At 67.0% G+C, this 25,779-nt stretch carries 28 protein-coding genes; 17 read left to right on the top strand and 11 right to left on the bottom strand.

The genetic code is table 11. The features are described 5' to 3' along the window. The 4 genes from VFC51_02695 to VFC51_02680 all read right to left on the bottom strand — a co-directional run. Positions 1-237: hypothetical protein (locus VFC51_02695; GenBank protein HZT05909.1), on the bottom strand; the 237-nt coding region annotated here is incomplete at its 3' end. 5 nt (positions 238-242) lie between these two features. Continuing rightward, on the bottom strand, positions 243-374 hold the full coding sequence (locus tag VFC51_02690) for a hypothetical protein (protein ID HZT05908.1): 132 nt from the start codon (positions 372-374) through the stop codon (positions 243-245). A gap of 91 nt (positions 375-465) precedes the next feature. After that, positions 466-1,698 carry an aromatic ring-hydroxylating dioxygenase subunit alpha gene (locus tag VFC51_02685; GenBank protein ID HZT05907.1) on the bottom strand — a complete coding sequence of 411 codons (1,233 nt, stop codon included), beginning with the start codon at positions 1,696-1,698 and terminating at the stop codon, positions 466-468. A 57-nt stretch (positions 1,699-1,755) separates the two neighbouring features. Continuing rightward, the gene (locus tag VFC51_02680; GenBank protein HZT05906.1) at positions 1,756-1,941 is read right to left on the bottom strand and encodes a hypothetical protein; all 186 of its coding nucleotides are present in this window, start codon (positions 1,939-1,941) and stop codon (positions 1,756-1,758) included. Positions 1,942-2,131: 190 nt separating this feature from the next. Between VFC51_02680 and VFC51_02675 the strand changes: the two genes are divergently transcribed. The 5 genes from VFC51_02675 to VFC51_02655 all read left to right on the top strand — a co-directional run bounded on the left by VFC51_02675 (position 2,132) and on the right by VFC51_02655 (position 7,848). Then, the gene (locus VFC51_02675; protein HZT05905.1) at positions 2,132-3,244 is read left to right on the top strand and encodes a hypothetical protein; all 1,113 of its coding nucleotides are present in this window, start codon (positions 2,132-2,134) and stop codon (positions 3,242-3,244) included. Next, positions 3,244-4,935, top strand: a complete 1,692-nt coding sequence (locus tag VFC51_02670) for an ABC transporter substrate-binding protein (protein HZT05904.1) — start codon at positions 3,244-3,246, stop codon at positions 4,933-4,935. The genes VFC51_02675 and VFC51_02670 overlap by 1 nt, the downstream gene beginning before the upstream one ends. 214 nt (positions 4,936-5,149) lie before the next feature. Then, on the top strand, positions 5,150-5,617 hold the full coding sequence (locus VFC51_02665; protein HZT05903.1) for an isoprenylcysteine carboxylmethyltransferase family protein: 468 nt from the start codon (positions 5,150-5,152) through the stop codon (positions 5,615-5,617). Between the two features lie 43 nt (positions 5,618-5,660). After that, a complete protein-coding gene (locus tag VFC51_02660; GenBank protein HZT05902.1) occupies positions 5,661-6,644 on the top strand; it encodes a nitronate monooxygenase family protein in 984 nt (327 codons plus the stop codon). After that, positions 6,604-7,848 carry an LLM class flavin-dependent oxidoreductase gene (locus VFC51_02655; GenBank protein HZT05901.1) on the top strand — a complete coding sequence of 415 codons (1,245 nt, stop codon included), beginning with the start codon at positions 6,604-6,606 and terminating at the stop codon, positions 7,846-7,848. Before VFC51_02660 ends, VFC51_02655 begins: the two co-directional genes overlap by 41 nt. Before the next feature lie 67 nt (positions 7,849-7,915). Here the strand turns inward: VFC51_02655 and VFC51_02650 are convergent, their stop codons facing one another. Then, on the bottom strand, positions 7,916-8,647 hold the full coding sequence (locus tag VFC51_02650; protein ID HZT05900.1) for a hypothetical protein: 732 nt from the start codon (positions 8,645-8,647) through the stop codon (positions 7,916-7,918). Positions 8,648-8,709: 62 nt separating this feature from the next. Continuing rightward, positions 8,710-9,885, bottom strand: coding sequence for an amidohydrolase family protein (locus tag VFC51_02645; GenBank protein HZT05899.1), 1,176 nt, complete (start codon positions 9,883-9,885; stop codon positions 8,710-8,712). Positions 9,886-10,352: 467 nt separating this feature from the next. Between VFC51_02645 and VFC51_02640 the strand changes: the two genes are divergently transcribed. Next, positions 10,353-11,243 (top strand): universal stress protein, encoded by an 891-nt coding sequence (locus VFC51_02640; GenBank protein HZT05898.1) that lies wholly within the window; start codon positions 10,353-10,355, stop codon positions 11,241-11,243. Between the two features lie 74 nt (positions 11,244-11,317). Next, on the top strand, positions 11,318-12,649 hold the full coding sequence (locus tag VFC51_02635; protein HZT05897.1) for a universal stress protein: 1,332 nt from the start codon (positions 11,318-11,320) through the stop codon (positions 12,647-12,649). 16 nt (positions 12,650-12,665) lie between these two features. Here VFC51_02635 and VFC51_02630 read toward each other — a convergent pair whose 3' ends face one another. Genes VFC51_02630 through VFC51_02615 form a run of 4 tightly spaced genes read right to left on the bottom strand, consistent with a single transcriptional unit; the run spans position 12,666 to position 16,239 of the window. Next, entirely contained in the window at positions 12,666-13,418 is a 753-nt protein-coding gene (locus tag VFC51_02630; GenBank protein ID HZT05896.1) for an efflux RND transporter periplasmic adaptor subunit, read from the bottom strand. Next, a complete protein-coding gene (locus tag VFC51_02625) occupies positions 13,415-14,086 on the bottom strand; it encodes an ABC transporter ATP-binding protein (protein ID HZT05895.1) in 672 nt (223 codons plus the stop codon). The genes VFC51_02630 and VFC51_02625 overlap by 4 nt, the downstream gene beginning before the upstream one ends. A gap of 2 nt (positions 14,087-14,088) precedes the next feature. After that, positions 14,089-15,321, bottom strand: coding sequence for an ABC transporter permease (locus VFC51_02620; GenBank protein HZT05894.1), 1,233 nt, complete (start codon positions 15,319-15,321; stop codon positions 14,089-14,091). Between the two features lie 6 nt (positions 15,322-15,327). Then, the gene (locus VFC51_02615) at positions 15,328-16,239 is read right to left on the bottom strand and encodes a universal stress protein (GenBank protein HZT05893.1); all 912 of its coding nucleotides are present in this window, start codon (positions 16,237-16,239) and stop codon (positions 15,328-15,330) included. Between the two features lie 329 nt (positions 16,240-16,568). Here VFC51_02615 and VFC51_02610 point away from each other — a divergent pair, with 329 nt between their 5' ends. Next, on the top strand, positions 16,569-17,462 hold the full coding sequence (locus VFC51_02610) for a universal stress protein (protein ID HZT05892.1): 894 nt from the start codon (positions 16,569-16,571) through the stop codon (positions 17,460-17,462). After that, positions 17,459-17,896: a CBS domain-containing protein gene (locus VFC51_02605; GenBank protein ID HZT05891.1), complete on the top strand. Its 438-nt coding sequence runs from the start codon at positions 17,459-17,461 to the stop codon at positions 17,894-17,896. Before VFC51_02610 ends, VFC51_02605 begins: the two co-directional genes overlap by 4 nt. 81 nt (positions 17,897-17,977) lie before the next feature. On the opposite strand, the gene VFC51_02600 is transcribed toward VFC51_02605, so the two are convergent. Then, a complete protein-coding gene (locus VFC51_02600) occupies positions 17,978-18,649 on the bottom strand; it encodes an ester cyclase (GenBank protein ID HZT05890.1) in 672 nt (223 codons plus the stop codon). Positions 18,650-18,894: 245 nt separating this feature from the next. Here VFC51_02600 and VFC51_02595 point away from each other — a divergent pair, with 245 nt between their 5' ends. From VFC51_02595 to VFC51_02560, 8 genes are all read left to right on the top strand, one after another. Beyond that, a complete protein-coding gene (locus tag VFC51_02595; GenBank protein ID HZT05889.1) occupies positions 18,895-19,743 on the top strand; it encodes a universal stress protein in 849 nt (282 codons plus the stop codon). A gap of 255 nt (positions 19,744-19,998) precedes the next feature. Beyond that, positions 19,999-20,514 carry a DoxX family membrane protein gene (locus tag VFC51_02590; protein HZT05888.1) on the top strand — a complete coding sequence of 172 codons (516 nt, stop codon included), beginning with the start codon at positions 19,999-20,001 and terminating at the stop codon, positions 20,512-20,514. A 67-nt stretch (positions 20,515-20,581) separates the two neighbouring features. After that, positions 20,582-20,926: a hydrogenase maturation nickel metallochaperone HypA gene (locus VFC51_02585; GenBank protein ID HZT05887.1), complete on the top strand. Its 345-nt coding sequence runs from the start codon at positions 20,582-20,584 to the stop codon at positions 20,924-20,926. Further along, complete coding sequence (locus VFC51_02580) at positions 20,923-21,420, top strand: NAD(P)H-dependent oxidoreductase subunit E (protein ID HZT05886.1); 498 nt, start codon at positions 20,923-20,925, stop codon at positions 21,418-21,420. The genes VFC51_02585 and VFC51_02580 overlap by 4 nt, the downstream gene beginning before the upstream one ends. After that, positions 21,417-23,018: a NuoF family protein gene (locus tag VFC51_02575; GenBank protein HZT05885.1), complete on the top strand. Its 1,602-nt coding sequence runs from the start codon at positions 21,417-21,419 to the stop codon at positions 23,016-23,018. Before VFC51_02580 ends, VFC51_02575 begins: the two co-directional genes overlap by 4 nt. Before the next feature lie 11 nt (positions 23,019-23,029). Further along, complete coding sequence (gene hoxU / locus VFC51_02570; protein ID HZT05884.1) at positions 23,030-23,785, top strand: bidirectional hydrogenase complex protein HoxU; 756 nt, start codon at positions 23,030-23,032, stop codon at positions 23,783-23,785. Further along, the gene (locus VFC51_02565) at positions 23,785-24,342 is read left to right on the top strand and encodes an NADP oxidoreductase (GenBank protein HZT05883.1); all 558 of its coding nucleotides are present in this window, start codon (positions 23,785-23,787) and stop codon (positions 24,340-24,342) included. The genes hoxU and VFC51_02565 overlap by 1 nt, the downstream gene beginning before the upstream one ends. 7 nt (positions 24,343-24,349) lie before the next feature. Next, the gene (locus VFC51_02560; GenBank protein ID HZT05882.1) at positions 24,350-25,777 is read left to right on the top strand and encodes a Ni/Fe hydrogenase subunit alpha; all 1,428 of its coding nucleotides are present in this window, start codon (positions 24,350-24,352) and stop codon (positions 25,775-25,777) included. Positions 25,778-25,779 lie beyond the last annotated feature (2 nt).

Here is a 25,779-nt window from a genome sequence, read left to right as displayed (position 1 = left end):
TTCCTGGACGACGAGGGTATCCAGGGCGATGGGGGGTATTTGGCTGACGCCACCGAATCCAACGCTCCCGCCGAAGCCGTAGAAGTCGGTGGGCTCCTGGAGGATCCCGATGGTCAACGTCTTCGGCACGGATGACGAGCTGGTTCCTCCCAGTGCGGTGCGCTCCGAACTGGCGGCCGGACCGCAGCCGGCGGCGAGCAGCACGAGCGTCCCCACCAGCCCAACGTTGTGCTGCACAATCCCTATCGCGTCCAGGTGTCGCGGCGGCGCGGATGCCCGTAGATGCCGGGGTCTGGATCAGCGAACCGTCGCACGCGGGCCAGGACCATCCGCAGCGCGGCGAAGAGCAGCACCGCGACGAACAAGCGTTTCAACGTCGGACTTCCTCCTCAGAACGTGTGCCGGTCGGCCAGCTCCCGTCAAAGACGAGCTGCGCGTCCCGAGCCCGCACGGTCGAAGCGGCGGTTACGGCTTCGCCCTGGGCCGTCGGCGTTCCGATGGACGAACCGCCGCGCTCTCAGCCATTGCGGCCGACTCCACCCCTGGCTCGTCCCCTGCGTGGCCGCTGCCGAGCGTCGGGTCGCCGCCCCGCGCGTGCGCCTCCACGTACCTGCGCAGCTCCGTGATCGAGCCGTCCGGTCGGTAGAGGCGCTCGGGCGCATTGTAGTCGAGGGCTCCGACGATCCACTCGTCCTGACCATTGAACATCATGTGGAAGACCCATCGGTGCCACAGCCAGTAGTGGAGCGAGAATGCAGCGGACCGCACCCCCGTGTATTTGCCCGCCAAGACCTGGAAGTTGCGCGTCGTGTACTCGTCTACGGGCACGGCCCACCGAATGTGGGTGTAATAGAAGTACTTGTTGTGGATGATGCATGGCAGGCGAAACTCGTTCGGGTACGGCCGTTCGCGGCCGGGCTTCTTCCCGACCCTGGCCATCAGCCGCCGCAGCCAGCCGTAGCGCGGCCAATGGCCGACGACGGGGTAGTCGGCCTCCGGAGGGCCCGGCTGCCCGCGTCGCTGCCGGAGATACGGCCCCACCATTTCGGTGCCCGCGAATGTAGACCACGCGGGCTGGAGTGATCCGGCGGTGCGCCAGCGCAGGCTGTCACGATGCACGTAGGGCGCGTGGCCCGAGTCGTAGCCGTTCTCGACGGCGGCGCGCCAATTGCCGTCCCACACGGACACGACGACCTGTTGCGTCCATTCCGGTCGGATCGCCTCCTCCGGCACGTCCTCTTCCAACGGCGGCGGATCGTCGTCGCCCATGTACACGAACACGATGCCGCCGCGCTCCTCGACCGGATAGCTCTTGACTCCGTACCTGCCGGCTACGGGAGAGTCGGGCCCATCGGTCAGCACGGCGACGCACTCACCCGACGCCACGTCGTAGGTCCATCCGTGGTAGCCGCAGGTGAGGCTGCCCTCGGCGAGGCAGCGGCCGTAGGACAAGGGGACCCCCTTGTGGGCGCATCGATCGTGCAGCGCGTACGCCTTCCCGCGAGCACGAAGGAAGACGAGGTTCTCCCCCAGCAGCTTGATCGCCACTGGTCTTTTCCCCAGGTGGCGAGAAAGCAGGCCCGGGTACCAGTAGTGGCGGAACCCGAGCGCCGCCGCCTCGTACCGCGGGCCCTTCGTGCCGCGAGGGCGCGGCTCGTCCGTCGTGGCGCCATTTCCGTTCAAGATCGCGTCAGCCACTGCTGCACCTCCACCCCCGCCCGCCGCGGCAGCGCCGGGAGAATTTCCGGACGTTCGTCACCCGCTCTCGGACAGCGAGCCGGCGCGGCGATTCGGATCCACGTCGGGAGCCTGGTCCTCAGTCCGCGGCGGTTCGGCGACCAGCCACCGCAAATAGGCCTGGTAGCCCTTGAATCCGGCGACGACGGCGGCGACGCTCAGAATTGCCGCCGCCAGACTCCCGACGATCAGTCGCCCAATCACGAGGCCTCCCGCATTTGGTCAGCTGCTGACCGAGGCCCAACAGCCTCGGGAACGTGATCATTATGCTGCACGAGCCGCCGCGCGAGAAATTCGGGCGCTCGGCGCGGGCGGAACTTCCCGATCAGCCGGGCTATGATACGATCTCGCAGATCGACCATTGGCGGCGGCCAGGGTTCGGAGGAAAAGAGCCATGGCTGAGGCGTATCCGACCAAGTCTGCCGAAGAGCTCGCGCGGTGGTATGTGCGGAGCTCCTACCAGAGCTTCGTGGAGAGCGAGGGCGCTCCCCTCTATCAGGGCAGCGCAATCGAGGACCTCAACGCCCTCGAGCTGACCGATTGGGAGCGTCGCGGAGGAAAGGTCGCGTATACCCGCTTGGCCGACCAAGAGGTCATGTCGCTCCAAATCGTCGAGATCCCACCGGGCGGGCAGCTCAAGCCCGAGCACCACATGTACGATGCGACGATGCTGGTGATCAGCGGGATCGGCGTCACCAACATCTGGCAGACGGGTGAACGCCCACATACCGTCGAGTGGCACGAGGGGTCGCTCCTGGCGATCCCCCTGAATGCGTGGCACCAGGAGTTCAACGCCTCCGGGTCCGAGCCGTGCCGATTCGTGGTCGGCAGCAATATGGCCCAGATGATCAACCACTATCACAACCTCGATTTCATCTTCAACAACCCCTACGTATTCCGCGACCGGTACAGCGCCGAGCGCGACGACTACTACACGAACCAGCCGACCCACTGGGCGTTGCGCCTGTGGGAGACGAACTTCATCCCGGACGTGCGCACCTTCGCGGTCGACGCATGGCAGGAGAAGGGTCTGCGCACCGGCATCGCGCGGCTCTCCATGGCCAGCACGTCTCTGGGACTGCACATTCTCGACGTCGGAGAGGGCACCTACGCGACCGCCCATCGCCACGCGGCCGGCGCGCACGTGATCTGCACGGGCGGGACCGGCTACGAGCTGATGTACTTCGAAGAAGAGGCGAACGATCCGCGCCGCGTGCCCCTACGACCGTACGGAGTCATCGCGCCCAAGACCGGTGAGTTCCACCAGCACTTCAACACCGGAAAGGGACCGATGCGCCAGATCGCCTTCCGGAGCTCTGGCGCGCGCTACGGCACCGGAAGCATGTACAACCCGCGCGGGGCGTCGCAGACGACGGACCCCTACGGCACGGGTTTTCAAATCGACTACGAGAACGAGGCGCCGGGCATCCGAGAAGCGTACTACGCGGAGCTCGAGCGGAACGGCATCGAGCTGCGGCTCCCGCCGGTCAAGCAGGGAGCGAGTTGATGCTGCCCATCCATCGCGCCTTGACCATCGGTGTCCTCGCGCTCCAGGTCGGCTGCGCCGCGCCCGCTCAAAAAAACGATACCGCCCAGGCGGGCAGCGGCGCGGCGCCGGGACCCTCGACGCCCAAGCGCATCGTCATCGGCATCGCGGGCGATCTCCCAGTCCTCAACCTCAAGGTCATCCGGTCGGTCTTCGCCTACACGTCGCCGGGCGGGACCGAGGTCGAAGACCTCCTGGTCGACGGGCTCGCGGATCTGGACGACGACAAGGTTCCCCAGGCGAAGCTGGCCGAGGCGGTTCCATCTCTCGAGAACGGGCTGTGGAAGCTCCTGCCGGACGGAACGATGGAGACAACCTGGCACATTCGGGAGAACGCCCGCTGGCACGACGGGGAGCCCTTCACCACGGACGATCTCCTGTTCACCATGACCCTGGGAAGGGACCGAGAGCTTCCAGTCTTTCGCGACGCGACCTTCGCCCTGATCGACAAGATCGAGGCGAGCGACGCGCGCACGATTACGGTCACCTGGTCGCAGCCGTTCATCCAGGCCGACACGCTTTTCACCAAGGATCTGGCGCAGCCGCTTCCCAAGCACATCCTCGAAACGCCCTACCTAGCGGACAAGGCGAGCTTCGCCCAGCTTCCGTTCTGGAATTCGGAGTTCGTCAGTACCGGGCCGTTCCGAGTCAAGTCGTTCGCGCCGGGGACGGGCGTGGGACTCGAGGCATTCGACGATTACGTGCTCGGCCGGCCGAAGATCGACGAGATCGAGGTGCGGTTCATTCTCGACACGACGACGCTGCTCGCGACCGTCTATTCGGGCGCGGTCGACGCGACGATGGGTCGCGGGATCGCGCTGGACCAGGCGCTCCAGGCGCGGGACGCCTGGCCGGACGGTCAGGAGATCATGGCGCCCAACGCGTGGGTCGTGATCTTCCCGCAGCTTCTCGATCCCAACCCCGCTTCCGTGGCCGACGTTCGCTTCCGTCGCGCGGTGATGTACGGCCTCGATCGCCAGCAGATGGTGGACACGATCGAGTCCGGTGTGACGGACGTCGCCCACGCGATCCTGAATCCCAAGGATCCCGAGTACGCGGCCATCAAAGATGACATCGTCCGCTACGACTATGACCCACGCCAGGCTGCGCGCCTGATCGAGGAAGTCGGCTACAGTCGCGGCCAGGACGGCTTCTATCGCGACGCGACGGGCCAGCGACTCGGGGTCGAGATCTGGGCCAGCGGCGAATCCAAGACGATGATCGCGACGGCAGACGCGTGGCGCCAGATTGGCGTCGACGCGAACCCCGTCGTCCTCCCACCCCAGCGCTGGAACGACCGCGAGTACGTGGCGAACTTCCCGGCGTTTCGCATGCAGCGCCAGCCCAACTCGGCCGCCAATCTGCGCGGCTTCCAGTCGATCCAGACGCCGCGTCCGGAGACTCATTGGGTGGGCAACAATTACTCGCGCTACGACAGTCCTGATCTGGACGCCCTCATCGACAAGTACTTCACCACGGTGCCGAAAGCAGAGCGCGCTCGCGCCCTGGGAGCCGTGATCCATCACATGACGGACGTGCTCAACGTCATGGGACTGTTCTACGACGTACAGCCAACCCTCGTCTCCAACCGAATCACAGGGATGACGAGTCCCGAAACCGGATGGAATGCTCACCTCTGGGACGTTCGGTAGCTTGCTGGCTGACTTCCGCGAGCTGGCCTCGATCTAGGCGCGTCAAGGAAAGCGGGGGTTCCGCGACGAGCCAGCCGCGCGGACAGGATAAGAAAAAGCATGCTCGCACGGAATCGCCCGACGGGACTCTTGCGCGCGCTTCTTCGCCCATCGGCGGAGGGCGGGCCGGGTGCGGTAAGCTGATCGACGAACCAACGCGATGGAAGGAACGCGGATGGAGTGGGCGCGCGACCTGCTGCGACGGACGCCGAACCGCACGTTCGTCCTGTATCCGGCCGTCGTCCTGGGGACGAAGCTCATCGGCGGGCACGGTAGAGCAGCACTGTCGTGGGGATTTGCGCCGCTCCTTGCCTGGGGATATCTCGAATACCGCCTGTGTGGCTTGTATCGGCGGCGGCTGGGCCGGGGCGGGCCGGGAATTGACCTACCGCCGGAAGATCTCGTCACCTCAGGTCCGTACGCGGTCGTACGCAATCCGATGTACCTCGGGCACATCATCTTTCTCGTTGGCCTGGCGCTCTTCGCGCGCTCGTGGTTCGGGGCCGTGATCGCGGCGGGCACCGCGTGGTGGTTCAACCAACGCGTCAAGGAAGATGAGCGGCGCCTGCGCGACCAGTTCGGCCAGCGCTACGTCGAGTACCAGGCGCGCGTACCTCGCTGGATCCCTCGCATTTTCTCGTGACGTCGCCGCCCGATCCGCGATCGGATGTGGCGTGGAGGTTGCGGTGCTTGCAACGCGATTTACGGAAGCCGTCCACCTTCTGCACCCCATCGCTCTGGGTGGGATGGGCGTCGGCACGTCGCCCCAGCTGGCGGCCGCGGTGTGCCAAGCCGGCGGGCTCGGGGTGCTCGGCGCGACGCACATTCCAGCCGGCCGCATCGGCGCGAGCGTCTCGGAAATCCGTGAGGCGACGGACCGGCCCTTCGGCCTGAACTTCTTGCTCGCCTTTGCCGGCGAGGAGGCGCTGGCCGCCGGGTTCGCAGCCCGACCGAGCGTGCTCTCGTTCGCCTGGCCGCGACCGGACCAGCGGATCAACGAGTATTTCGCGCGCGCGCACGAGGCCGGCGCGCTCGTCATGCATATGGTGTCGACGGCGGGGGACGCGGTGCGCGCGGCTGAGGCGGGCGCGGACATTCTGGTCGCGCAGGGAACCGAGGGGGGCGGGCACGTCGGCCAAATGGGCACCGTCGTCCTCGTGCGGCAGTGCGCCAAGGCCGTGCCGGAGCGACCGCTCCTCGCCGCGGGCGGAATCGCCGATGGCGCGGGCCTCGCCGCAGCCCTGGCCCTCGGAGCCGACGGCGTCCTCCTCGGCACGCGGTTTCTCGCGACGGTCGAGGCGCCCATTCACGAGAACTACAAGCAGGCGATCCTTGCGAGTGACGGGACGGACTCGGTGCTGACCGACATCCCGGACATCGCGCAGGGCCGGGTGTGGCCGGGCGCGATGGACCGCGTCCTCCGCACCCGACTCATCGAGGAGTTCATCGGCCGCGAGTGGCTCGTCCGCCAGCAGCGACCGCAGATCGCGGCGCGCCTCGCCCGCGCCCGCGAGGTTGGCGATGTCGCGGACGGCTCCCTGGGGACCGGCCAGGTGGCGGGGCTCATCGACAGCATCGAGCCGGCCGGGGAACTTGTCGCCCGAATCGCCCGCGAGGCCGAGGCCACCCTTGCCCGCCTGGGCGGGATCGTCGCGGGGCCGGTCCGCTGAGGTCGCCCCGTTTGCCGACCGGCGACTCGTCTGGTACAAGGGGAGCACCCCCGTCGGGATCGATTGGAGCACGCTCGTGAAGGTGTGGGTCCGTCAGCAAATGGCATACATGCATCCAGACCACTCGCCGATGCCCTTCCCGGTCCCTGGGTGGATGTGGGACCGCGAGCGTGGGCAGCGGCTCTACGCGGACCGCCTCGCCTTCGTTCAGCGAATGGACGCGCTCGGGCTTGACGGGCTGGTCTTCACCGAGCACCACTTCGGACCGAACGGCGGCCTCACACCGTCGCCCCTGATCATGCTCAGCGCCGCGGCCGGCGTGACGCGGCACGTCAATCTGGTGACGCTGGGCGTCGTGCTCTCACTGTACGGCCATCCGGTCCGGGTCGCCGAGGAACTAGCGATGGTCGACAACATCTCCGGCGGTCGACTGGCCGTGGGCCTCATCAGCGCCGGCGCGCAGAACCTCTACGCGTACGGCATGGCGCCCGAGCACGAGCGGGCTCGCTATCACGAGGCCTTCGACCTCATGGTGCGGGCGTGGACGGACGACAAGCCGTTTGCATGGCACGGGGAGCACTACCATTACGAGTGCGTCTCGATCCTTCCTCGCCCGTTGCAGGATCCGCACCCGCCGATCTGGACCGTCGCGGCCAGTACGGAGAGTCTGCAGTGGGCGGCGCGGAACCACATCGGCATCATCGCTTCGGGCAATATTGACGATTCCCTGCGCTTGATCGAGTACTACCGACGCTTCGCCGAGACCGAGTGCGGCTGGGCGCCGGGTCCCGAGTCCGTGGGCATCGCCCGCGAGATCTGCATCGCGTCCAGCGAAGGCGCGGCAAAGCGGCTCGCGGAGCGCGTGCTCAACGGCGATCGCTCGGACATCGTCGAGAACATCGCCGCTTCGCCGCAGCTCGTGGAAACCGGACGCGCCGTGCGTGCCACGAAGACGTACGTCTATCGTCCGGCCGCGACGACCTCGATGATGCGGGGGGGCCGTTCGGAGGAGGGGATCGCCGGCGGCCAGTTTCTCGTCGGCACGCCCGCTTCCATCACCGAGCGGGTGCTCGCCCAGCAAGCGGCCTGCAACGCGGGAGTGCTGGTGCTGCGCGCGGAGATGAGCGACCTGCCCCTCGACGAGGTCGGCGACGAGTTCGAGATCATCGCGCGGGACGTGCTGCCGACGCTCCACCAGGTTTGAGGGCGCGCGCTTTCACCGGGCCGACCGCGCGCGGGGCTCTGGGTCTCGCGGCGCGCGCTCGCGTCGCTCAGTACCAGGCGTCGGGCGTCGGCCTGGGCGGCAGGTTGCGCTCCTCGGGGAATTTCGCGGGCGCCGAGCGTTTCTTTGACGCCACCTCTACCTTGCGGATCGCGAGGAGCACCGGCTGGCCCTTGCTGGCCGCGGCGATGCAGCTGGCAGGTAACCAATAGTCTCGCTGGAGGAAGTTGGGCTCAACCTTGAAGGCCCGGCCGCGCACCTCGCCGACCTTCCCCAATCGCTGGTTGTCCCACGTGAAGACGGGCGCGCCGACGGTGACGCCGAGGATGGGATCGATCTCCTCGGGTGTCCGCCCGCCTCCCTTCCCCCGCGCCGCGCGCCGCTCCGCGCTGGCCTCGCGGAGCTGATAAAAGTAGTAGGGCTGCGTGTGGTAGAGCCCGTCCTTCAGGCCGGACACGCGAAAGGCGTCTGCGTCCTGGCCCAGACTCGTCAGCTCGACTCCGGCGTCGTCCAGCTCCTGACCGAGCGTACGAAGGAGTTCCGCCAGGGACCCGTCACCCGCGACGCCCGGGTTGCCACTTCGCAAGAACTGAGCCTTGGCGCGGAGCGCGTCAAGATCCTGGTCGTTGTAGTAAACCTGCCCTCCGCGCTCGGCGGCAACCTTGTACGTCACCGCGAACGACTGTCCCTGGAGCTTGATGTCGATCTCGGCCGCTCCCTGCTCATCGAGAAAACGTCCGAGGGCGCGAAGAACGTCTCCCTGCTCGCCGATCCGTGGCATGTGACCTCCCGCGACGCACGCACCTGCGCCCGGCGCTCCGCATCCGCGCCTTGCCGCAGCGACTACACCAGGTGGAAGAAGTCGATGCAGTTCTCCGCAACGATCTTGCGTTGCTCGGATTCTGGAACGCCCGCTAACCCCTCGCTCAAGACTTCCAGGGAGTTCGGCCAGTCCGATTCCTGGTGGGGGAAGTCGGTCGACCAGATAATGCGGTCGACCCCGAGGTGGCGGCGCAGCTCGATCCCGACGCGGTCGTGCTGGAATCCCCAGTAGCAGTGCTCGCGCACGTACTCGCTGGGCAGGCGGGGGAGCGGCTTGACATCGAGAAGCCGCTCAGCCCACGCGATGTGGCGGTCGTATCGAACGTCGGCCATCTCGAGGAAAAAGGGAATCCAGCCGATCTGGTTCTCTGCGAAGAAGATGCGAAGGCTGGGGAAGCGGTCGAACACCCCGGCGAACACGAGCTGCATGGCGTTGACGGCGCCGAGGCGACAGAATTTGGCGTTCGTCACCTGCTCCACAAGCCCGGAGACGCCAGACCCCGAGCGCAGATCCTTCGGCTCCCGAGGGTAGCGAAAGAGGGGTCCGCCGCGCGGGCCGTTGCGATCGAACTCCACGTGCACCGTGATGGCGAGACCGCTGTCAACCGCGGCAGCCCAGAACCGGTCGTCTTCCGGCGTTGGGTGACCTTTTCCACTGGGGAAGATCCCCAGCACGACAGCCTTGAATCCTTTGTTGGCGCAGTGCACAAGCTCGTCGATGGCGTCGTCGAGGCCGGTCCACGGGATCACGCCCACCCCAATCAGGCGCTCGGGATCGGCCGAGCAGTAGTCCTCGATGAGCCAATCGTTGTACGCCCGCACAACCGCCCGGTAGGCGTCGTCGTCAGCGATATTCCGCCATAGGCGGGGACCGGCCTGCTGACCGGGGAACAGGACCTCCGCGTCGATGCCATCCACGTCCTGCTCGCGCAAACGCTGTGAGCCGGGTCCAGTTCCCGGCGTGTCCTCGTATCGCTGGCCGAAGGGCTGCCAGGCGTCTCGCCCCTTGCCGCCATAAATGTCCGCCGCGTTCTGGCGCAGCGGCGCACCTTCGACGAGCCAGGCATCGCCGCCGTTCGGGAGCCTGACGAGCCGAGGCGCCCGGTCGCGATGCTCGGCGGGTACGCGCGCGATCCAGTTCTTCGAGTCGATCTCGAGATGCGAATCCCCAGAGATATATCGATACGTACGTGCCATCGCACCTACTCTATTCAAACGTCGCGGTGTTTCGCATTGTACCTCTGCGCCCGATACGTCATCCCGCCCCGACGGGTGGGCCTCGAGCCGACGCGCGCTCGCGCGCCCGGGCGGCAAGTCCCAACCCCGGCGCCCGCCGGCCAACCACCCGCGGGCCTGAGGCCTTGCTCGTCCCTGACTTCGTATCTTCTCGTTCGACGTAGAACATACGGATGGGAGGACACGGAAATGGCCTGGTACATGCGAGCCTGCCCTGCCTGCGGGGGCGACCTTCACGATTCCGATGACCGCGGATGGGTGGAATGCCTGATGTGCGCACGCTCGTTCCGCGTCCAGCTCAAGGCACAGCCGCATCCACCGCTGAATCTCGTGATTCCAGTCGCCGTCGATGCTCGAGGTCGACAGGACGCGGAGCTCGCGCGCCACGCGGCATGACCAATGCCTACGACTGTGATGGAGCGGCATCGATGATAGACAAGATCATGGTACCGACCGATGGATCAAAGCTGAGCGAAGCGGCTGCGCCCGCCGCGATCGAGCTGGCTGCCGCCCAGGGCGCGCGTATCACGTTCGTCCAGGTGGTGCAGTACCTCGAATGGCTCACCCTTGGACCGGAGGCGTACCTGAGCGCCGACGTCTATCAGCAAATGATGGATGCGCAAGACCACGACGCTCGGGAAAACCTGCGCGCGCTGGCGGCGCGAGCCCAGGACCGGGGTGTACCGGTGGAGATGGCGCTGCTGCACGGCAGCCCCGCCGCGCAGCTCCTCGAGTTCGAAGCGGAATCGCGGCCGGGCCTCGTCGTCATGGCAACCCATGGCCGATCCGGGTTGACGCGCTTTGCGCTGGGAAGCGTGGCCGACCGAATACTCCGCGAGGGAGTGGCCCCGGCCCTCCTCGTGCGGGCATTTGCCGAAGCGCCGCGCGGGTTCGAGAAGGCGCTCGTCCCGATGGATGGCTCAGCCACCGCAGAAGACGTCCTTCCAACGGTCGAGACGCTCGCCAACAAGCCGGTCAGGTCCGTCCGCCTGGCTCGCGCCGTGCCGACCGGGGAAGATCGGATTGAGGCCGACGCGTATCTTCGTGACGTCGCGGATCGCTTGCGCTCCGCTGGGCTGGAGGTCGAGATCCACGTCGCCGTCGGACGGCCATTCGACGTCATTGCTGCCGCGGCCGAACCGTGCGACCTCGTGATCATGGCGACGCACGGACGCGGCGGCCTCGATCGCCTCCGCCATGGGAGCATCGCCGACCGCGCGCTCAGCGAGCTGACGCGGCCCGTGCTGCTCGTGCGCGCCAGCGCCCGCGCGTCTATCGGCCAGGGCCTCGCGACGTCGAGCTCGTCCGGGCGATCATAGTCGCGGAACTGGCCGGGCGGCAACAATAGAGCAGTTCGACCGGATTCGGGCTCTAGCCCGGGGAGGAGGCGGCCATGCGCACGCTCATCGTTCCCCTCGATGGCTCCAGCCTTGGGGAGGCGGCGCTGCCCTGGGCCACGCTGCTCGCCCAAAGGCTGGGATTGTCGCTGACCCTCACGCGCGTTGTGGCGGTGGGCCGCGCGAGCGCTGAGCTTGGTCCGCACGCTCAACAGGCGCAGGCCTCGCCTTCCTGGCGCGAAGCTGCCCGATATCTGGCGCGGATCGAACGCGACCTGCGCGCGAAGCACATTGACGTCGTCATGGAGGTTCGCGCTGGGTTGGCCAGCCCGAACATCGTGGACCTTGCTGCCGAACGGGACGCCGTGGCGATCGTGATGACCACCCATGGCCGAGGCGCCGTTGGGCGCATCCTCCTGGGCAGCGTTGCCGAAGAGGTGCTGCGAGAGTCCAGCGTCCCCGTCTGGATCGTCCCCGCGGCGAAGGGCGCAGCGACGGCCCCGCGGTTGTCCACCATCGGCGTGATGCTCGACGGGTCTTCGCTCGCGGAGAGCGCCCTCCCCTGCGCGGCCGATCTCGCGCGCGCTGGGGCCAAGCTTCTCCTGCTGCGAGTCGTCCCGCCCGTCGAGCGTGCGGTGGCCAGCCCGTTCGCGGAGCGCGACGTCGACGAGGCCGCCACCGACGAGGCGGTGACCGCAGCGGAGGCGTACCTCGGACCCGTTCGCCAGCGATTACAGGCGGAGGGCATCGACGTTCGCGGTGAGGTGGTCCGCGGAACCCCCGCGGAGGGAATCCGGGAGGCGGTTGTATCGTTCGGACTCGATGCCATCGTGATGACGACCCACGGCTACTCCGGCCTCGATCGGCTTCGCCTGGGGAGCGTCGCGCGCGAGGTCGTCCGGGGCAGCGCTGTCCCCGTCGGGCTCATCAGCCGTCGCGCCCTCTTGGCGCAGGGGTCAGCCGGTCGGCGCGTCCGTGACTTGATGAATCGAGACGTCCTCATCCTGGAGCTGGATGAGCCCGTCGACAGCGCCGCGCGGCGCATGCTGGCGCGCGGCGTGCACGCCGCGGCCGTCGTCGGAAGCGACGGCGCACTCTGCGGAGTGCTGGGCGTGCGCGACCTTCTCGCGTGGCACGATCGGGCCGTTCGGGACGCCGCCGATCCTGGTACGATCCGCGTTCTGGCCGCGCAGGCCACGATCGCGGATCTCGTCCCAGCACGGACCATCACGATCGACGATTCTGCGACCCTGGACGACGCGCAGGCTCTATTCCGCGAGCAACGCGTGGAGAGCGTCGTAGTCGTTCGAAACAATCGCCCAGTCGGCATCCTCGCCATCCACGACGTGCTCCAGGCTTCGGCGAGCTCCTGGCTGCATCCGAGCTGATGGAGCCGGCCCCGTCTTAACTCGGCGGCTCGAGGAATGTGATACGCACGGTCATGCCCGGCCGCAGATCGGGCCGCTGATGGCCCAGGTCGATGACGATCGGGTAGTTGGCGCCGCTGGCAGATTGCTGTTGCTGCAGCGATACCGTTTTCACGACTCCGTCGATCTGCGCCTGATCGAGCGCCTCGACCGACATGGTGACGGTCTGGCCGGGATAGATGTGCCCGATCAGGTACTCGTCAACATCGGTGGTCTCTACCTGATAGCGGCTGAGATCCGCGATGGTAAGAATCGACGCGCCTGGGGCGACGGTATCGCCGAGACGGACGTTGACGCCGGTGACGACGCCATGCCAGGGCGCCGATAGCAGCTCTGGCTGCCCCTGAAGGTTGAGACGAGCCACGAGCTGCTTGTCTTCCACGGTCTGACCGACCGCGACAGGAAGCTGCTCAACAACCCCGCCGTTGATGGACCCGATTGTTGCGCGCGCGATCGGCTGGACCAACCCATGGGCCGTGAGTGCCTGGGCAGCCGGCGTGGGGGCTGCTGGTGGAGCGGAGCCGGGCGCCATGACCAGCCAGACCGTCCCCGCCAGTGCCACAACCAGGACCATGCCGAGGATGGCCGCGCGCATTCGCGTCGCCTGGCTCACTCCGGTCCGACCGGGCCTCGGCGGCAACGCACGTCCCGGTCGCGCGCCGTTCACCGATGGGGCTGCCTCCGTGTCCACGCGATGCGAGGGGCTCGCAGGGCCTCGTCGTTCCGTCATGGCGGCTCCTCCCTGAGACGGCCATCGCGGATCTCGATGTGCCGGTGCGCGGCCCCCGCCACTTCGCGATCGTGGGTCACCACCACGATGGTCCGTCCGCTCTCGTGAAGGCGAACAAAGAGCCGCACGATCGTCGCCTTGTCCTCGCTGTGAAGCTCGCCCGTGGGCTCGTCGGCCAGGATGAGCTGTGGGTCATTGGCGAGGGCGCGTGCGACGGCGACGCGCTGACGCTGGCCGCCCGATAACTGCGATGGGAAGAAGTATGCGCGGTCCGTCAGCCCAACCTCGTCGAGAAGAGCCGCGGCGCGGTCGTAGCGCGCATCCGCCGGCACACCGGCCGCCTCAATGGGGAGCGCGACGTTCTCGAGGGCCGTCATATTGGCCAGCAAGTGGAAACGCTGGAACACGAAGCCGATGGCCAGAAGCCGAAGCCGTGCGCGTCGCTCGTCGTCGAGTTGATCGACGACTTCGCCCTCGAAGCTCACGTGGCCGCTGGTGGGCCGATCGAGCAGCCCGATGATCTGCAGCAGGGTGCTCTTGCCCGATCCAGAAGGCCCCATGACCGTGACGAAGTCTCCTTTCTCGATACGCAGCGTCGCATCGCGCAGGGCCCACACATCGGAGTCGCCCACCACGTATTTCCGCGAGACCTGCTCCAGCGCCATCATCGTCAGACTCCCCGCAGCACTTCGAGCGGATCCACGTGCGTTGCAGCGCGCGCGGGAAAGTAGGCCGCGACGATTCCCAGACCCATCGTTGCTGCGAAAATGGCCGCGTACATCGTGGCGTCTACGGCGAACAGGCGATCGTAGTGGAGCGGACGGGCGATCCACGCGTTCACCGCCTCACCGAGGCCGATCGACAAGACGAACCCGAATACGTACGAGGCCAGCATGATCAGGACGCCTTCGGCCGCGACGCTGAGCAGGATCGTTCGGCTGGGCAGTCCGATGGCGCGAAGCGTTCCGAACTCAACTCGCCGCTCGGCGACGGATCGACCCAGCATGTTGCTCACGAACATGACGGCGACGAAGAGGATGAATGCGTCGAGGACCCAGTAGAGGGCCATCGCCCCCTGATAATCCTGTGACTTGACCGTCTCGTCGATGATCTCTTCCGGGCTGCGCGCCCGGATGGACAGAAAGTCGCTCACGACATTCCGCACGAGCTGCGGCGCCGAGGTCTGCACGGCGACATATGTCAGGACGTCGCCGACGACTCCGTGCTGGCGAAGCGCCCGGGCGTCGACATAGGCGACGTTGTCGCCGGTCGGTCCGAAGGTTCGCAGCTTTCCGATGCCGACGATCTCGAAGTCCTGACCGTTGAGACGCAGGGAGTCGCCCAGGCCGAGGGACTTGCTCCCGGCGATACCCTGGCCCAAGACGACCTCGTTCCCCCGTTGAAACCACCGTCCCTTTCGCATCACGACGAAATTCTCGATCTCGGTCGCTTCGCCGTCGACCGCGAACGTCGGGATCATCTCGGTTGGAAAGTTGCGCCAGGCCTTCCCCTCCCGCTGGCGCTGCAGCGTCCAAGAGAGCACGCCCACGGCGCCACGAACCCCCGGAATCGTGCGGACTTTCGAGAGAATGGCGCCTGCCTGGTCAATGGTTCCCGGGCTCGTCCCATGCTGCATTGGGATGATTTGCGCCCCGTTCGCCGTGATATAGAGGTTTGCGCCGGACTGGTCGAAGTCGCCGATGATCTGCTGCATGCCGGAGCCGATCATCCCCATCAATGCCATCACGAGGCCGAGGGCTGCCCCCACCCCGACGACCATGCCCACCATTCCCCGCCAGCGCCGCACGGCGCTGCGAACGGGAAACGGGAGTGCGAGGAGGTATGGCTGGGCCGACGCCCGGAATCGATCAACCGCAATGAGCGGCTCCGTATAGAACGACACGGCCCATCACGCTGCCACGCGGGATGCGCTTCCAGGGCCCATCAGAAGCATCGGCGTGTGCGACATGCGCAGCACGGTGCGCGCTGCGCTGCGGTCGACCATGCCCGCAAGCCCCGTTCGACAGCGCGTAGCCATCGCGATGAGCCGCGCACCGGATTTTCGCGCGGATTCCAAGATGGCCCGAGCCGGATCTTGCACCATGACGGCCATCGACCCAACGGTTTCCGGACCGAGGGAGCGGTCCGCGACCTCTACCAGGTACGTGCGCGCCTGGGTCGCCGCCTCCTCGAGGTTGGCTCGCCGGCTCGCGCCGCGCATGCTCCACCACTTGGGCGGCTGCACCGCCCGCACGAGGGCGACGTCGCCACCGAGTGCGTGGACCAGCTCGCGCGCGGGCCCGAGGATCTCTTCAGAACTCGGCGAGCCATCGAGCGCGATGACGACCCGGAATGGACGCGCGGTCGTCCAGTCAAACGGCGCGCCGGGCGGGATCAGGAGGACGGGACACGGGCTCGCTTGCACCACGCTCTCCGCCACCCGCGGATGCGTAATCCGGCTCGCGCCAGATCGTGCATGCGTCCCCATCACGACGAGATCCGCCCCTTCCGCTCGCGCCACAGCCGCGATCGCCACGGCCGGTTGGCCACCCTCCCGGGGAACGCGCTCAACGACGATGCGCGGCTCGATGTTCATTTGCAGAAGAATCCCGCGCACGCCGACAAGCTGCGAATCGATGAACGCCTCGCTCTCCGCGGCGGCCGTCAACGATGCATACGTGCGCGCCTCGGGCTCGATGAGGACGCGCAACAGCACGACAGCCGCCCCAGTGCGGCGCGCGACGAGTCCAGCAAACGGCACGGCCGACTCCGAGACGGCTGATCCATCGACTGGGATCACCACTTTTCCATTCATCATCATTCCTGTTTTCCGTTACTCGTCGCGTCTCCCCGAGTAGAGCGTATGGTGCGCCAGAGCCTTAGGCCACGGGCTGGCGGGTGGTTTCGCCAGCCACCCCCGCAGGGTGGGAGGTGATGTCAACCGAACCCTCGGCGCTCGTCCCACCCACCCCGGCGGGTGGTCACCCTCCCAACCATCCGGTCAGACGCCAGAAACTGCCCCGCGGGTGGGGGCCGGCCACGATACCCTGGCAGTAGGCTTGATCACGACCATGGAGGGGGCATCCGATGCAGACCGGGATGAGACCAGCAACGGAGCATGCTCCAGCGACACCGGCGGGACGCTCCACCGTGATCCGCCAAGGGACGATCACCATCGCGCTCGACGGCTCCCCGGCGGCCGCCGCCGCGTTTCCCGTCGCCGAGGCGCTCGCTAAGCAGGCCGGCCTCGAAATCGAGGCCCTGCACGTCGCCGTGGATCGGTCGGCGCTTCGGGAGCCGTCCCCTTTGCGATATGTCGCGCCCGCCTCTGCCAACGCTGTACGCCTACGCGTCGTCGAGGGCGACCCCGCGGTGCAGTTGCTCGCCGCGGCCGCCGATCCGCGCGTGGCGCTGCTCGTCCTGACAACTCACGGAGGGGAGATCCGCGACGGGGGCATCCTGTCACCGATATCCCTCATGGTCGCGGCGCGCGCGGCGCGCCCGGTCCTCTTTATCCCGCCTGAGATTGCCGATCACGGGGGCGCCACGAATGCGGTGGAGCGGGTGCTCGTCCCGTTGGATGGGGCACGAGCCACTGCGGCTGCGCTCGCTCCCTCGATGGAGCTGATGGAACGTCTCAGGATGCGAGCCGATCTCTCCTTCGACGTGCTGTTCGTGTTTCACCCCGGTGGGCGGGCGTCGAGCGTCGAAGACATGGCGGGCCCGATGTATCTAGACCAGCCACACCACGAGTGGCCGGGATGGAAGCGCAGGGCCGCCGCCTGGCTGCGCAGGTCGTGCCCGCAACTCCCCATCGACGCGCCCCTGCACATTTTCGCGTCGGGCGTCCACACGCGCGCGGAAGTCGCCCGGGTCATTGCTGAGTTCGGAGCCCGGCAGCGCGCCGATCTGGTGCTCGCTGTGCGAACGAGCGCGATGCAGCGTGGTAGCGGGGAAGTGCTGCGGGGAGTGCTGCGGCTCGCACCCTGCCCGGTGCTCCTCGTGCCCGCGGCGGAGCAAACGACGAAAGGAGTCGGGTCATGAAAGTCTACGAGATCATGAGCAGCCCAGCGATATCCGTCAAGACCACCGCGACTGTCCAATTCGCGGCCGAGATGATGGCCACGCACAACGTCGGGGCCCTCCCGGTCACCCAGGATGGCGTGCTCGTCGGGATCGTGACCGACCGCGACGTCGTGTTGCGGGCGCTGGCACCCGGGCGATCGCCCACCGCGACCGAGGTACACGAGATCATGTCGACCGCTCCGATCGCCCTCGAGGCCGGCACGGACGTCGCGGAGGCGGCGCGCGTCTTCACAGATACCCGGATTCGGCGCCTACCCATCGTGGAAGATGGTCACCCGGTTGGAATGGTCACCGTCGACGACATCGCGCGCCTCTGGGACGACGATCGCGCGATCCTCCTGATGGTCAGGCGGGTAGCTCCGCGGCGAAAGCGGCATTCGTCCGCTGCATAAACGGCGGATCAAGAAGGAGGTCCCGGCGCCGCTGGCGCCGGGACCTCCCGCGCGTGCGTCCGGGCTCCTCGCGAGGCCGCGCTATCTTGGCCCGGCGCGGCCGTCACCGGATATGAGCTCTGGGATTTCCATTCGTTCCTCAGGGAGCAGCCGAGGCACGAGGCCAATCTGTTGGGCGACCCCAAAGTCGTTGCCATATCCCCAGTGCTCGGCAATTCGACCGTCGACCACGCGGTAGATGTCGATACTGGCGATCTTCACCAGGTGCCCGGTGGGCGGTATCCCGAAGAGCGGGCCATCGTGCCTCGTCTCACATGAGGTCAGCACCGCCACGCGGTCGCCCTCGGCCATCAGCGCATCGATGGAAAAGTGGGCGCCTGGGAAGGCCATGTGCATCGCTTCGTAGGATTCTCGAACGGCCTCGATACCCTCTTTTCGACCCGGGCTCGGCACGTGGTCGATGAAGTTTGGCGCAAACAGCTCCATCAACTCGGAGAGCCGCTTTCCGTTTACGACTTCTTCGATGAGCCGACGAATCAGGAGCTTGTTCGCCATCATCACGTCCGACGTGCTGTAGCCCGTCAGGCGGTCGTATTGAAAGCGTCCCAGCTCGTTTCCGTCCCGATCGAGGCACACCAGCTCCGTCGCGCCTACCTCCGACGACCCCGGCGCAGCGGACGGTTCGCGCCGGACGGAGACGCCGGATTCGATCGTCGCTTTGTCGCCATTGGCAAAGAAGAGCGTGATCGTCATTTTGCACCCAGGTCGGCGCCCGATCTTCGCGCGGGACCGCACCCTATGAAAGAGGATGCTGTGCGATCACGCCTGCCGTCAACGCCCGTTCGGGTGGTCACCGGAAGCTGGTGGCTGCCGATCGGGTAGGACAGCCGCGCATCGGGGAGTGGCCCGGGACCACCCGGAGTGGTCGGGCAGCGTTCCGCCGCATACTGGATTATCCGGGCGAAAATGAAGAAGGCGTACGAAAGGAGTGGCCTGTCATGCAGCGAATTCTCGTTCCGACCGACGCCTCACCGCTGAGCGAGGCCGCGATGCCTCTCGCCAGGGAGGTCGCCTCGGCGCAGCAGGCCGAGGTATTTCTGGTCCAGATCGTGTCGCCGCCTGTCTGGGTCGCGATGGACGATAGTGGATATGGCAGCGTGAGTCCGGACCTCTACCAACAGTTTCTCGACTCCATGGAGGAGGAAGCGCAACGAAATCTCGATCGCCTCGCGGACTTCTTCGGCGCCGGTAGGGAGCCTGGCACGGTCCACACACAGCTCTTTCAGGGCAGCCCGGCGGCGGCGCTGCTCGACTACGAGGCGGAGATCCAGCCGGATCTCGTGGTCATGGCGACTCACGGGCGGACCGGCCTTGCCCGCTTCGCCCGGGGCAGTGTTGCCGATCGCATGGTCCGGGAGGGCACCGCGCCGGTCCTGATGGTCAGGTCCTTTGGTCGCCAGGTCACCGCGCTCAAGCGGGCGCTCGTGCCCCTGGATGGATCGGAGCTGGCGGAGGCCGCGCTCCCGGTCGTCGAGGAGCTGGCGTGCAGACCGCTGAACAGCATCGTTCTCTTGACCGTGATCGACGCTGCGTCAGCCGAGTCCGCCGACGCGTACCTGGAAAAGGTCGGGACGCGACTGGAGAGAACCGGCGTGGCCGTCGAGCGACGGCGGGTCGATGGGGTCCCCGGGGAGGCTATTGCTGAGGCCGCGAAGGACGTCGACCTGGTCATCATGGCGACCCACGGCCGCGGCGGTCTCGATCGGCTTCGATACGGAAGCGTCGCGGAGCATACGCTTCGGGAGACCGAGGCGTCGCTGCTCCTCGTGCGCGCCGGCGTACGGTAGCGCACCGACGCTCGAGCATCGGGCGCTCGCAGGAGTCCGAACGGGTGGCACCTGGAAACCACCCGACAGGGTGTCGCCCACCCGCGCACCGGCGGCGAAACTGGAACGCAGAAACATGGCATCGCGACTCAGCGCTGCCCAACCGAAAGGAGGCATCCAACAATGCCGCGGACGCGTCGGATCACCGACACATACGGGCACGTGCTCATATAGGACCCGCCGATTGCGCGGCTCCTATTCCAGAGCACGGGATTGATGGCCATCGTCTGGCTCCTCGCGCGGCTCTTTATCGGCTATCAGTGGATCGAGTCCGGATGGGAGAAGCTCCGGGATCCGGCGTGGATGGGCGCGACCGGAGAGGGCATTCTGTCGTACTGGCAGCGCGCCGTCGCCATTCCCGCGAGCGGACGGCCGCCGATCACCTACGACTGGTACCGGACCTTCATCCAATTCCTCATTGACACCCATTCGGCTCCATGGTTCAGTAAGGTCATCGTTTTTGGCGAGCTGGCCGTCGGAATCGCGATCGTCCTCGGCGCATTCGTCGGGATCGCGGCGGCAGCGGGCCTGGCGATGAACATGGCGTTCCTGCTGGCTGGCTCGGCGAGCACGAATCCGGTTCTGGCCATGTTCGAGGTCGCGCTCATCCTGGCGTGGAAGAACGCCGGGTACATCGGCCTCGACCGGTACCTGCTGCCGTTGCTTGGGACACCGTGGCGGCAAACGGACATAACGGAGAGGCCCCGGCCCAAGCTCCCAGCGGCCGCGTGACCCGCCGGCCGTCCGACCCGGCGGGGTCGGACGGCCGATTATTCTGCCGAAGTCGGCCGGAGCGCGAATGCACGAGGTCGGCATCATTCTGAGCGCCATCGACGTAGCCAGCGCCCGTGCGGCCGGGGCCGGTGCGACACGCATCGAGCGCCTCACGTTCGCCATTGTGCCCGGCGGCCACGTGACGACGGACGCGGTGGGCACATTGTTCCTTGCCCTCAGCCGCGGTACGATGGCCGAGGGGGCCAGGCTCGAGTTCCAGCCGCACGAATCGGAGCGGTACTGTCTCGCGTGCGCGAAGGTCTATACGGGCGCGATCGACGCGCCGGGGTGCCCACGGTGCGGGCAGGAAGGCTTTCTCCCGCCCGACCTCGCGGACCTCCGTTTGACCAGCATCGAGGTGAGCGATTGACCGCGCCGGTCCGAATCCCTCCCCCAACGGATGACAAGCGCTGGCGCGTGGTCGACACGGCCATGCGGCGGCACGGATTTGAGCCCCAGGCGCTCATCGACGCGCTCCATGCCGCGCAAGAGGCCTTCGGGTTCCTCGATGAGGCCGCGCTGCGATACGTGGGGGCCAACCTGGAACTGCCGCCGAGCCGGGTGTTCGGCGTCGCGACCTTCTATAACTTCTTTCACCTCAAACCGCAGGGGAAACACACCTGCATCGTCTGCACCGGCACTGCGTGCTACATCAAAGGCAGCACCGCGCTCCTCAAAGCGATTGAAGAGGAATACGGCATCGGGCGAGGCGAGACCACGTCCGATCGACGGCTGTCGCTCCTGACCGCCCGGTGTGTTGGAAGCTGTGGCCTCGCCCCCGTTGCGCTGCTGGACGGTCAGATCTTGGGCCTCCTCGAGCCTGATCGCCTTATCGAGAACCTCACCCGGGTGGTGACAGAATGACGCGCGACGAGCTGGAGCAGATGGCGGATCGGGCACGGCGCGATCAGGCGCGCTATCCGCATCGGATCCACGTCTGCGCGGCGACAGCCTGCCACTCGGCGGGCAGCGACCAGGTGCGTGGCGCCCTCGTCGAGACGTTGCAGGCGCGGGGACTGGCCGATGGATGCGCGGTCAAAAACGTGGGCTGCCGCGGGCTCTGCACGGCCGGTCCAATGGTCTCCGTGGAACCGGAAGGCATCCTGTACGAACACGTGACCGCGGCGGACGCGCCGGACCTCGTGTCAAGCCTGGATGGAAGTCCGGTCGACCGGATCCGGACCCGAACCGACGTGCCCTTCTTTCAACGGCAGCGGCGGGTCGTGCTGGAGCACGCTGGTCAGATCGACTCCGAGCGGATCGAGGACTACGTCGCGACGGGTGGCTACCAGAGCCTCCTCTCCATCATCGAGGACCGCACGCCGGCCCAGGTTATCGACGAGATCGCCCGAAGCGGGCTCCGCGGACGCGGCGGGGCCGGATACCCGACCGGGCTCAAGTGGCAGACCGTCGCCAAGGCGCGCGGGGCGCGCAAGTTCGTCATCTGCAATGGGGACGAGGGCGATCCCGGCGCGTTTATGGACCGGAGCGTGTTGGAGAGCGACCCTCATCGGGTCCTCGAGGGGATGGCCATCGCAGGGTACGCGGTCGGCGCCGATCACGGATACGCTTACATCCGCGCCGAGTACCCGCTGGCGGTTCGCCGCCTGAACCACGCCATCCGGCTCGCCAAAGGGATCGGCGTGCTCGGAGAGCACATCGGCGGGTCGAGCTTCAGCTTCGACATCGAGGTGCGCCTCGGCGGTGGCGCCTACGTGTGTGGAGAGGAGACGGCCCTCATCGCCTCGGTCGAGGGACGGCGCGGACAACCCCGTCCCCGCCCGCCCTACCCCGCGGAATCGGGCCTCTGGGGCTCCCCGACGCTGATCAACAACGTCGAGACGCTCGCCAATATTGTGCCGATTATGCGCGATGGGGCTGAGTGGTTTGCGTCGATCGGCTCAGAGAAGAGCAAGGGGACGAAGATCTTCGCCCTGAGCGGGCAGGTGAACCACACGGGGCTCATCGAGGTCCCGATGGGGATCACCCTGCGTGAGATCGTGTTCGATATCGGCGGGGGCATCCCCGATGGCAGGCGGTTCAAGGCCGTGCAGACCGGCGGCCCGTCCGGCGGCTGCATTCCGGAGCAGCACCTCGATACGCCCGTCGATTACGAGTCGCTCACCCGGCTGGGGACCATCATGGGCTCGGGCGGGATGATCGTGATGGACGAGACGTCGAGCATGGTCGATGTCGCTCGGTACTTCATGGAATTCTCGATGACGGAGTCGTGCGGGAAGTGCGTACCATGCCGAGTGGGCACGGTGCACATGCACGAGATCCTCAAGCGCTTCAGTCAGGGCTCCGCGCGGGCAGAGGACCTTGCGCAGCTCGAAGAGCTGTGCGAGATGGTTCGGACCACCAGCCTCTGCGGGTTGGGGCAGGGCGCACCAAGCCCCGTGTTGAGCACGCTGCGCTTCTTCCGCGACGAATACGAGGCCCGGCTCGGCCCACCCGCCTAACGGAGGACAACATGGTGGCTGCTGCAGGACAAATTGGCCAATCAGTGCCAGCATCGTCGGCGACTCAGGTCTACACCCTGAGCATCGACGGCCGGGACGTGGGGGCCGCGTCGGATGAAACGATTCTCGAAGCCGCCAGGGACAACGGGGTGATGATCCCATCCCTCTGCTACCTGGATGGCTTGAGCGCCGTGGGCGCGTGCCGCCTCTGTCTCGTGGAAATCGAGGGCAGCCCAAAGCTCGCCGCGTCGTGCGTCACCCGGGTCGGCGAGGGCATGCGGGTGACAACGGCCTCCGAGCGGCTAATCGAATACCGGCGCATGATTCTGGAGATGCTGTACGCCGAGGGCAACCACATCTGCTCCGTCTGCATCGCCAACGGCCACTGCGGGCTGCAATCGTTGGCCCAGCACCACGGCGTCGACCACATCCGGTTCCCCTACCTGTACGCTCGCGACGGCGTTGACGCGTCCCACGAGCGTTTCGGCATCGACCACAGCCGCTGCATCCTCTGCACTCGGTGCGCGAGGGCCTGCGCAGAGGTCGAGGGCGCCCACACGTGGGACGTGATGGGGCGGGGCGCGACGGCTCGACTGATCACCGATTTGAACCAGCCGTGGGGCGAATCGACGACGTGCACGAGCTGCGGGAAGTGCGTGAACGTGTGCCCGACCGGTGCGCTATTCGTGAAGGGGCGGAGCGCCGGCGAATCGGTGCGACAGCCCGGCTTTCTTCAGAATCTCCTTCGCATGCGGGGCGTCGACTGATGTCGGCCTCGGCCGGGGCACCGGCGAGCCGTCCGCGCCTCGCCACCGTGTGGCTCGACGGCTGCTCCGGATGCCACATGTCCTTCCTCGACCTGGACGAGCGGCTGGTCGAGGTCGCGCAAGGGTTCGACCTCGTCTTCAGCCCGTTCATCGACGTGAAGGAGTTCCCCCACGGCGTTGACGTGACCCTCGTCGAGGGAGCGGTTGGGACAGAGCACAATCTCGCCATGATTCGGACCGTGCGTGAGCGGAGCCGAATCGTCGTCTCGTTCGGCGATTGCGCCGTCAACGGGAACGTGCCGTCCTATCGAAACCTCTTCCCGGTGGACGCCGTTCTGGCGCGGTCCTTCGCCGAAAACGTGGACCTCGAACCGCGGCTCCCCGGGGCCGGCGTGCCCGCGCTCCTCCCGCGCGTCCGGCCCGTCCACCTCGTGGTTCCGGTCGACATCTTTCTTCCCGGCTGCCCGCCGCCGGCCGACGTCATCTATCGGCTCCTGACTGGCGTGCTGGCCGGCGAGACGCCCGACCTGACGCAGATCACGCGATTCGGCCGTTGAGGTAAGCATGGTCCGCCAGATCACCATCGACCCGGTCACGCGCATTGAGGGCCACGCCGCGATCACCATCCAGCTCGACGATGCCGGCGCGGTTTCGGACGCGCATTTGCACGTCACCCAGTTTCGCGGCTTCGAGAAGCTGTGTGAAGGACGTCCCTTCCACGAGATGCCGGCCCTCATGGCGCGAATCTGTGGCATCTGCCCAGTCAGCCACCTGGTGGCATCGTCGAAGGCTGGCGACGCGCTGCTGGCCGTGGAGGCGCCGCCCGCGGGCGTCATGCTGCGGCGCGTGCTGAACCTGGCGCAGATCATCCAGTCCCACGCCCTCAGCTTCTTTCACCTCTCATCCCCGGACCTCCTCCTCGGAATGGACGCCCCGCCCGCCGACCGGAGCATCTTCGGCGTCCTGCGCACCCACCCGGAGGTCGCGCGCGACGGGATCCGCCTCCGCCAGATCGGCCAACGCACCATCGAGCTGGTCGCCGGTAAGCGAATCCATCCCTCCTGGATGGTCCCGGGAGGCGTCAGCCAGCCGCTGACGGAAGAGAAGCGCGCGGAGATCCGGGCGATGATTCCAGACGGCATCGCCATCGTGGAGCGGGCGCTCCCGCTGATCAAATCGGCCGCCGACCGTTTTTCGAATGAGGCGCGGGCGTTCGCGAATTTCCCGTCCTTCTTCGTAGGCCTCGTGGATGAGGCGGGCCAGATCGACTACTACGACGGAGCGTTTCGCGTTGTGGACGCTGGCGGGGCGACTGTGGCCGATCAGTGGGACCCGAATACGTACGAAGGCCTCATTGGCGAGACCGTGGACGCGCAAAGCTATTTGAAGCCGACGTTCCTCAAGTCAGCCGGAGTGGCCGAGGGGATGTATCGCGTTGGCCCATTGGCCCGTCTGAACATCGCGAGTGGGTACCCTGGAGAGCGCGCCCAGCGCGAATGGCGGGAGTTCCGCCAGCGCGCGTCCGGTCCTGTCCTCGGCTCGTTCTTCTACCACCAGGCGCGGCTGGTGGAGATCCTGGATTGCCTGGAACGAATGCAGGTCCTGGTGGACGACCCGGCCATTCTGGACGAGCACGTTCGAGCGCACGCGCAACCGAACCGTCACGAAGGCATTGGCGTTGCCGAGGCTCCGCGCGGAACGCTGATCCATCATTACCACATCGACGACGATGGCTTGATCCAGAGGGTCAACCTCGTCATCGCCACCGGCCACAACGCGCTCGCGATGAATCGGGGCCTGCTCCAGACCGCGCGGGAGTTCGTGGTGGGCGACCACCTCACGGATGGGATGCTGAACCGGGCGGAGGCCGTGATCCGGACCTTCGACCCCTGCCTCGCCTGCTCCACGCACGCGCTAGGCCAGATGCCCCTCACAATCGAGCTGCGCGCGGCGGACGGCACGGTGCTCGACGAGCTTTCGCGCGGCGTCTGACT

The sequence above is a fragment of the Chloroflexota bacterium genome, from assembly GCA_035652535.1.
Lineage (GTDB): Bacteria > Chloroflexota > UBA6077 > UBA6077 > SHYK01 > DASRDP01.
The sequence above is the reverse complement of the archived record's forward strand: the minus strand, read 5'-3'. Positions and strand labels throughout refer to the sequence as shown.

Coding starts and splice junctions, on each gene's coding strand:
- VFC51_02650 (HZT05900.1), bottom strand. CDS start 8,647: ATGCCACGGATCGGCGAGCAGGGAGACGTTCTTCGCGCCCTCGGACGT.
- VFC51_02635 (HZT05897.1), top strand. CDS start 11,318: ATGCGCACGCTCATCGTTCCCCTCGATGGCTCCAGCCTTGGGGAGGCG.
- VFC51_02565 (HZT05883.1), top strand. CDS start 23,785: ATGTCGGCCTCGGCCGGGGCACCGGCGAGCCGTCCGCGCCTCGCCACC.
- VFC51_02645 (HZT05899.1), bottom strand. CDS start 9,885: ATGGCACGTACGTATCGATATATCTCTGGGGATTCGCATCTCGAGATC.
- VFC51_02665 (HZT05903.1), top strand. CDS start 5,150: ATGGAGTGGGCGCGCGACCTGCTGCGACGGACGCCGAACCGCACGTTC.
- hoxU (HZT05884.1), top strand. CDS start 23,030: ATGGTGGCTGCTGCAGGACAAATTGGCCAATCAGTGCCAGCATCGTCG.
- VFC51_02600 (HZT05890.1), bottom strand. CDS start 18,649: ATGACGATCACGCTCTTCTTTGCCAATGGCGACAAAGCGACGATCGAA.
- VFC51_02590 (HZT05888.1), top strand. CDS start 19,999: ATGGCCATCGTCTGGCTCCTCGCGCGGCTCTTTATCGGCTATCAGTGG.
- VFC51_02615 (HZT05893.1), bottom strand. CDS start 16,239: ATGATGATGAATGGAAAAGTGGTGATCCCAGTCGATGGATCAGCCGTC.
- VFC51_02585 (HZT05887.1), top strand. CDS start 20,582: ATGCACGAGGTCGGCATCATTCTGAGCGCCATCGACGTAGCCAGCGCC.
- VFC51_02640 (HZT05898.1), top strand. CDS start 10,353: ATGATAGACAAGATCATGGTACCGACCGATGGATCAAAGCTGAGCGAA.
- VFC51_02560 (HZT05882.1), top strand. CDS start 24,350: ATGGTCCGCCAGATCACCATCGACCCGGTCACGCGCATTGAGGGCCAC.
- VFC51_02595 (HZT05889.1), top strand. CDS start 18,895: ATGCAGCGAATTCTCGTTCCGACCGACGCCTCACCGCTGAGCGAGGCC.
- VFC51_02670 (HZT05904.1), top strand. CDS start 3,244: ATGCTGCCCATCCATCGCGCCTTGACCATCGGTGTCCTCGCGCTCCAG.
- VFC51_02605 (HZT05891.1), top strand. CDS start 17,459: ATGAAAGTCTACGAGATCATGAGCAGCCCAGCGATATCCGTCAAGACC.
- VFC51_02625 (HZT05895.1), bottom strand. CDS start 14,086: ATGATGGCGCTGGAGCAGGTCTCGCGGAAATACGTGGTGGGCGACTCC.
- VFC51_02675 (HZT05905.1), top strand. CDS start 2,132: ATGGCTGAGGCGTATCCGACCAAGTCTGCCGAAGAGCTCGCGCGGTGG.
- VFC51_02630 (HZT05896.1), bottom strand. CDS start 13,418: ATGACGGAACGACGAGGCCCTGCGAGCCCCTCGCATCGCGTGGACACG.
- VFC51_02575 (HZT05885.1), top strand. CDS start 21,417: ATGACGCGCGACGAGCTGGAGCAGATGGCGGATCGGGCACGGCGCGAT.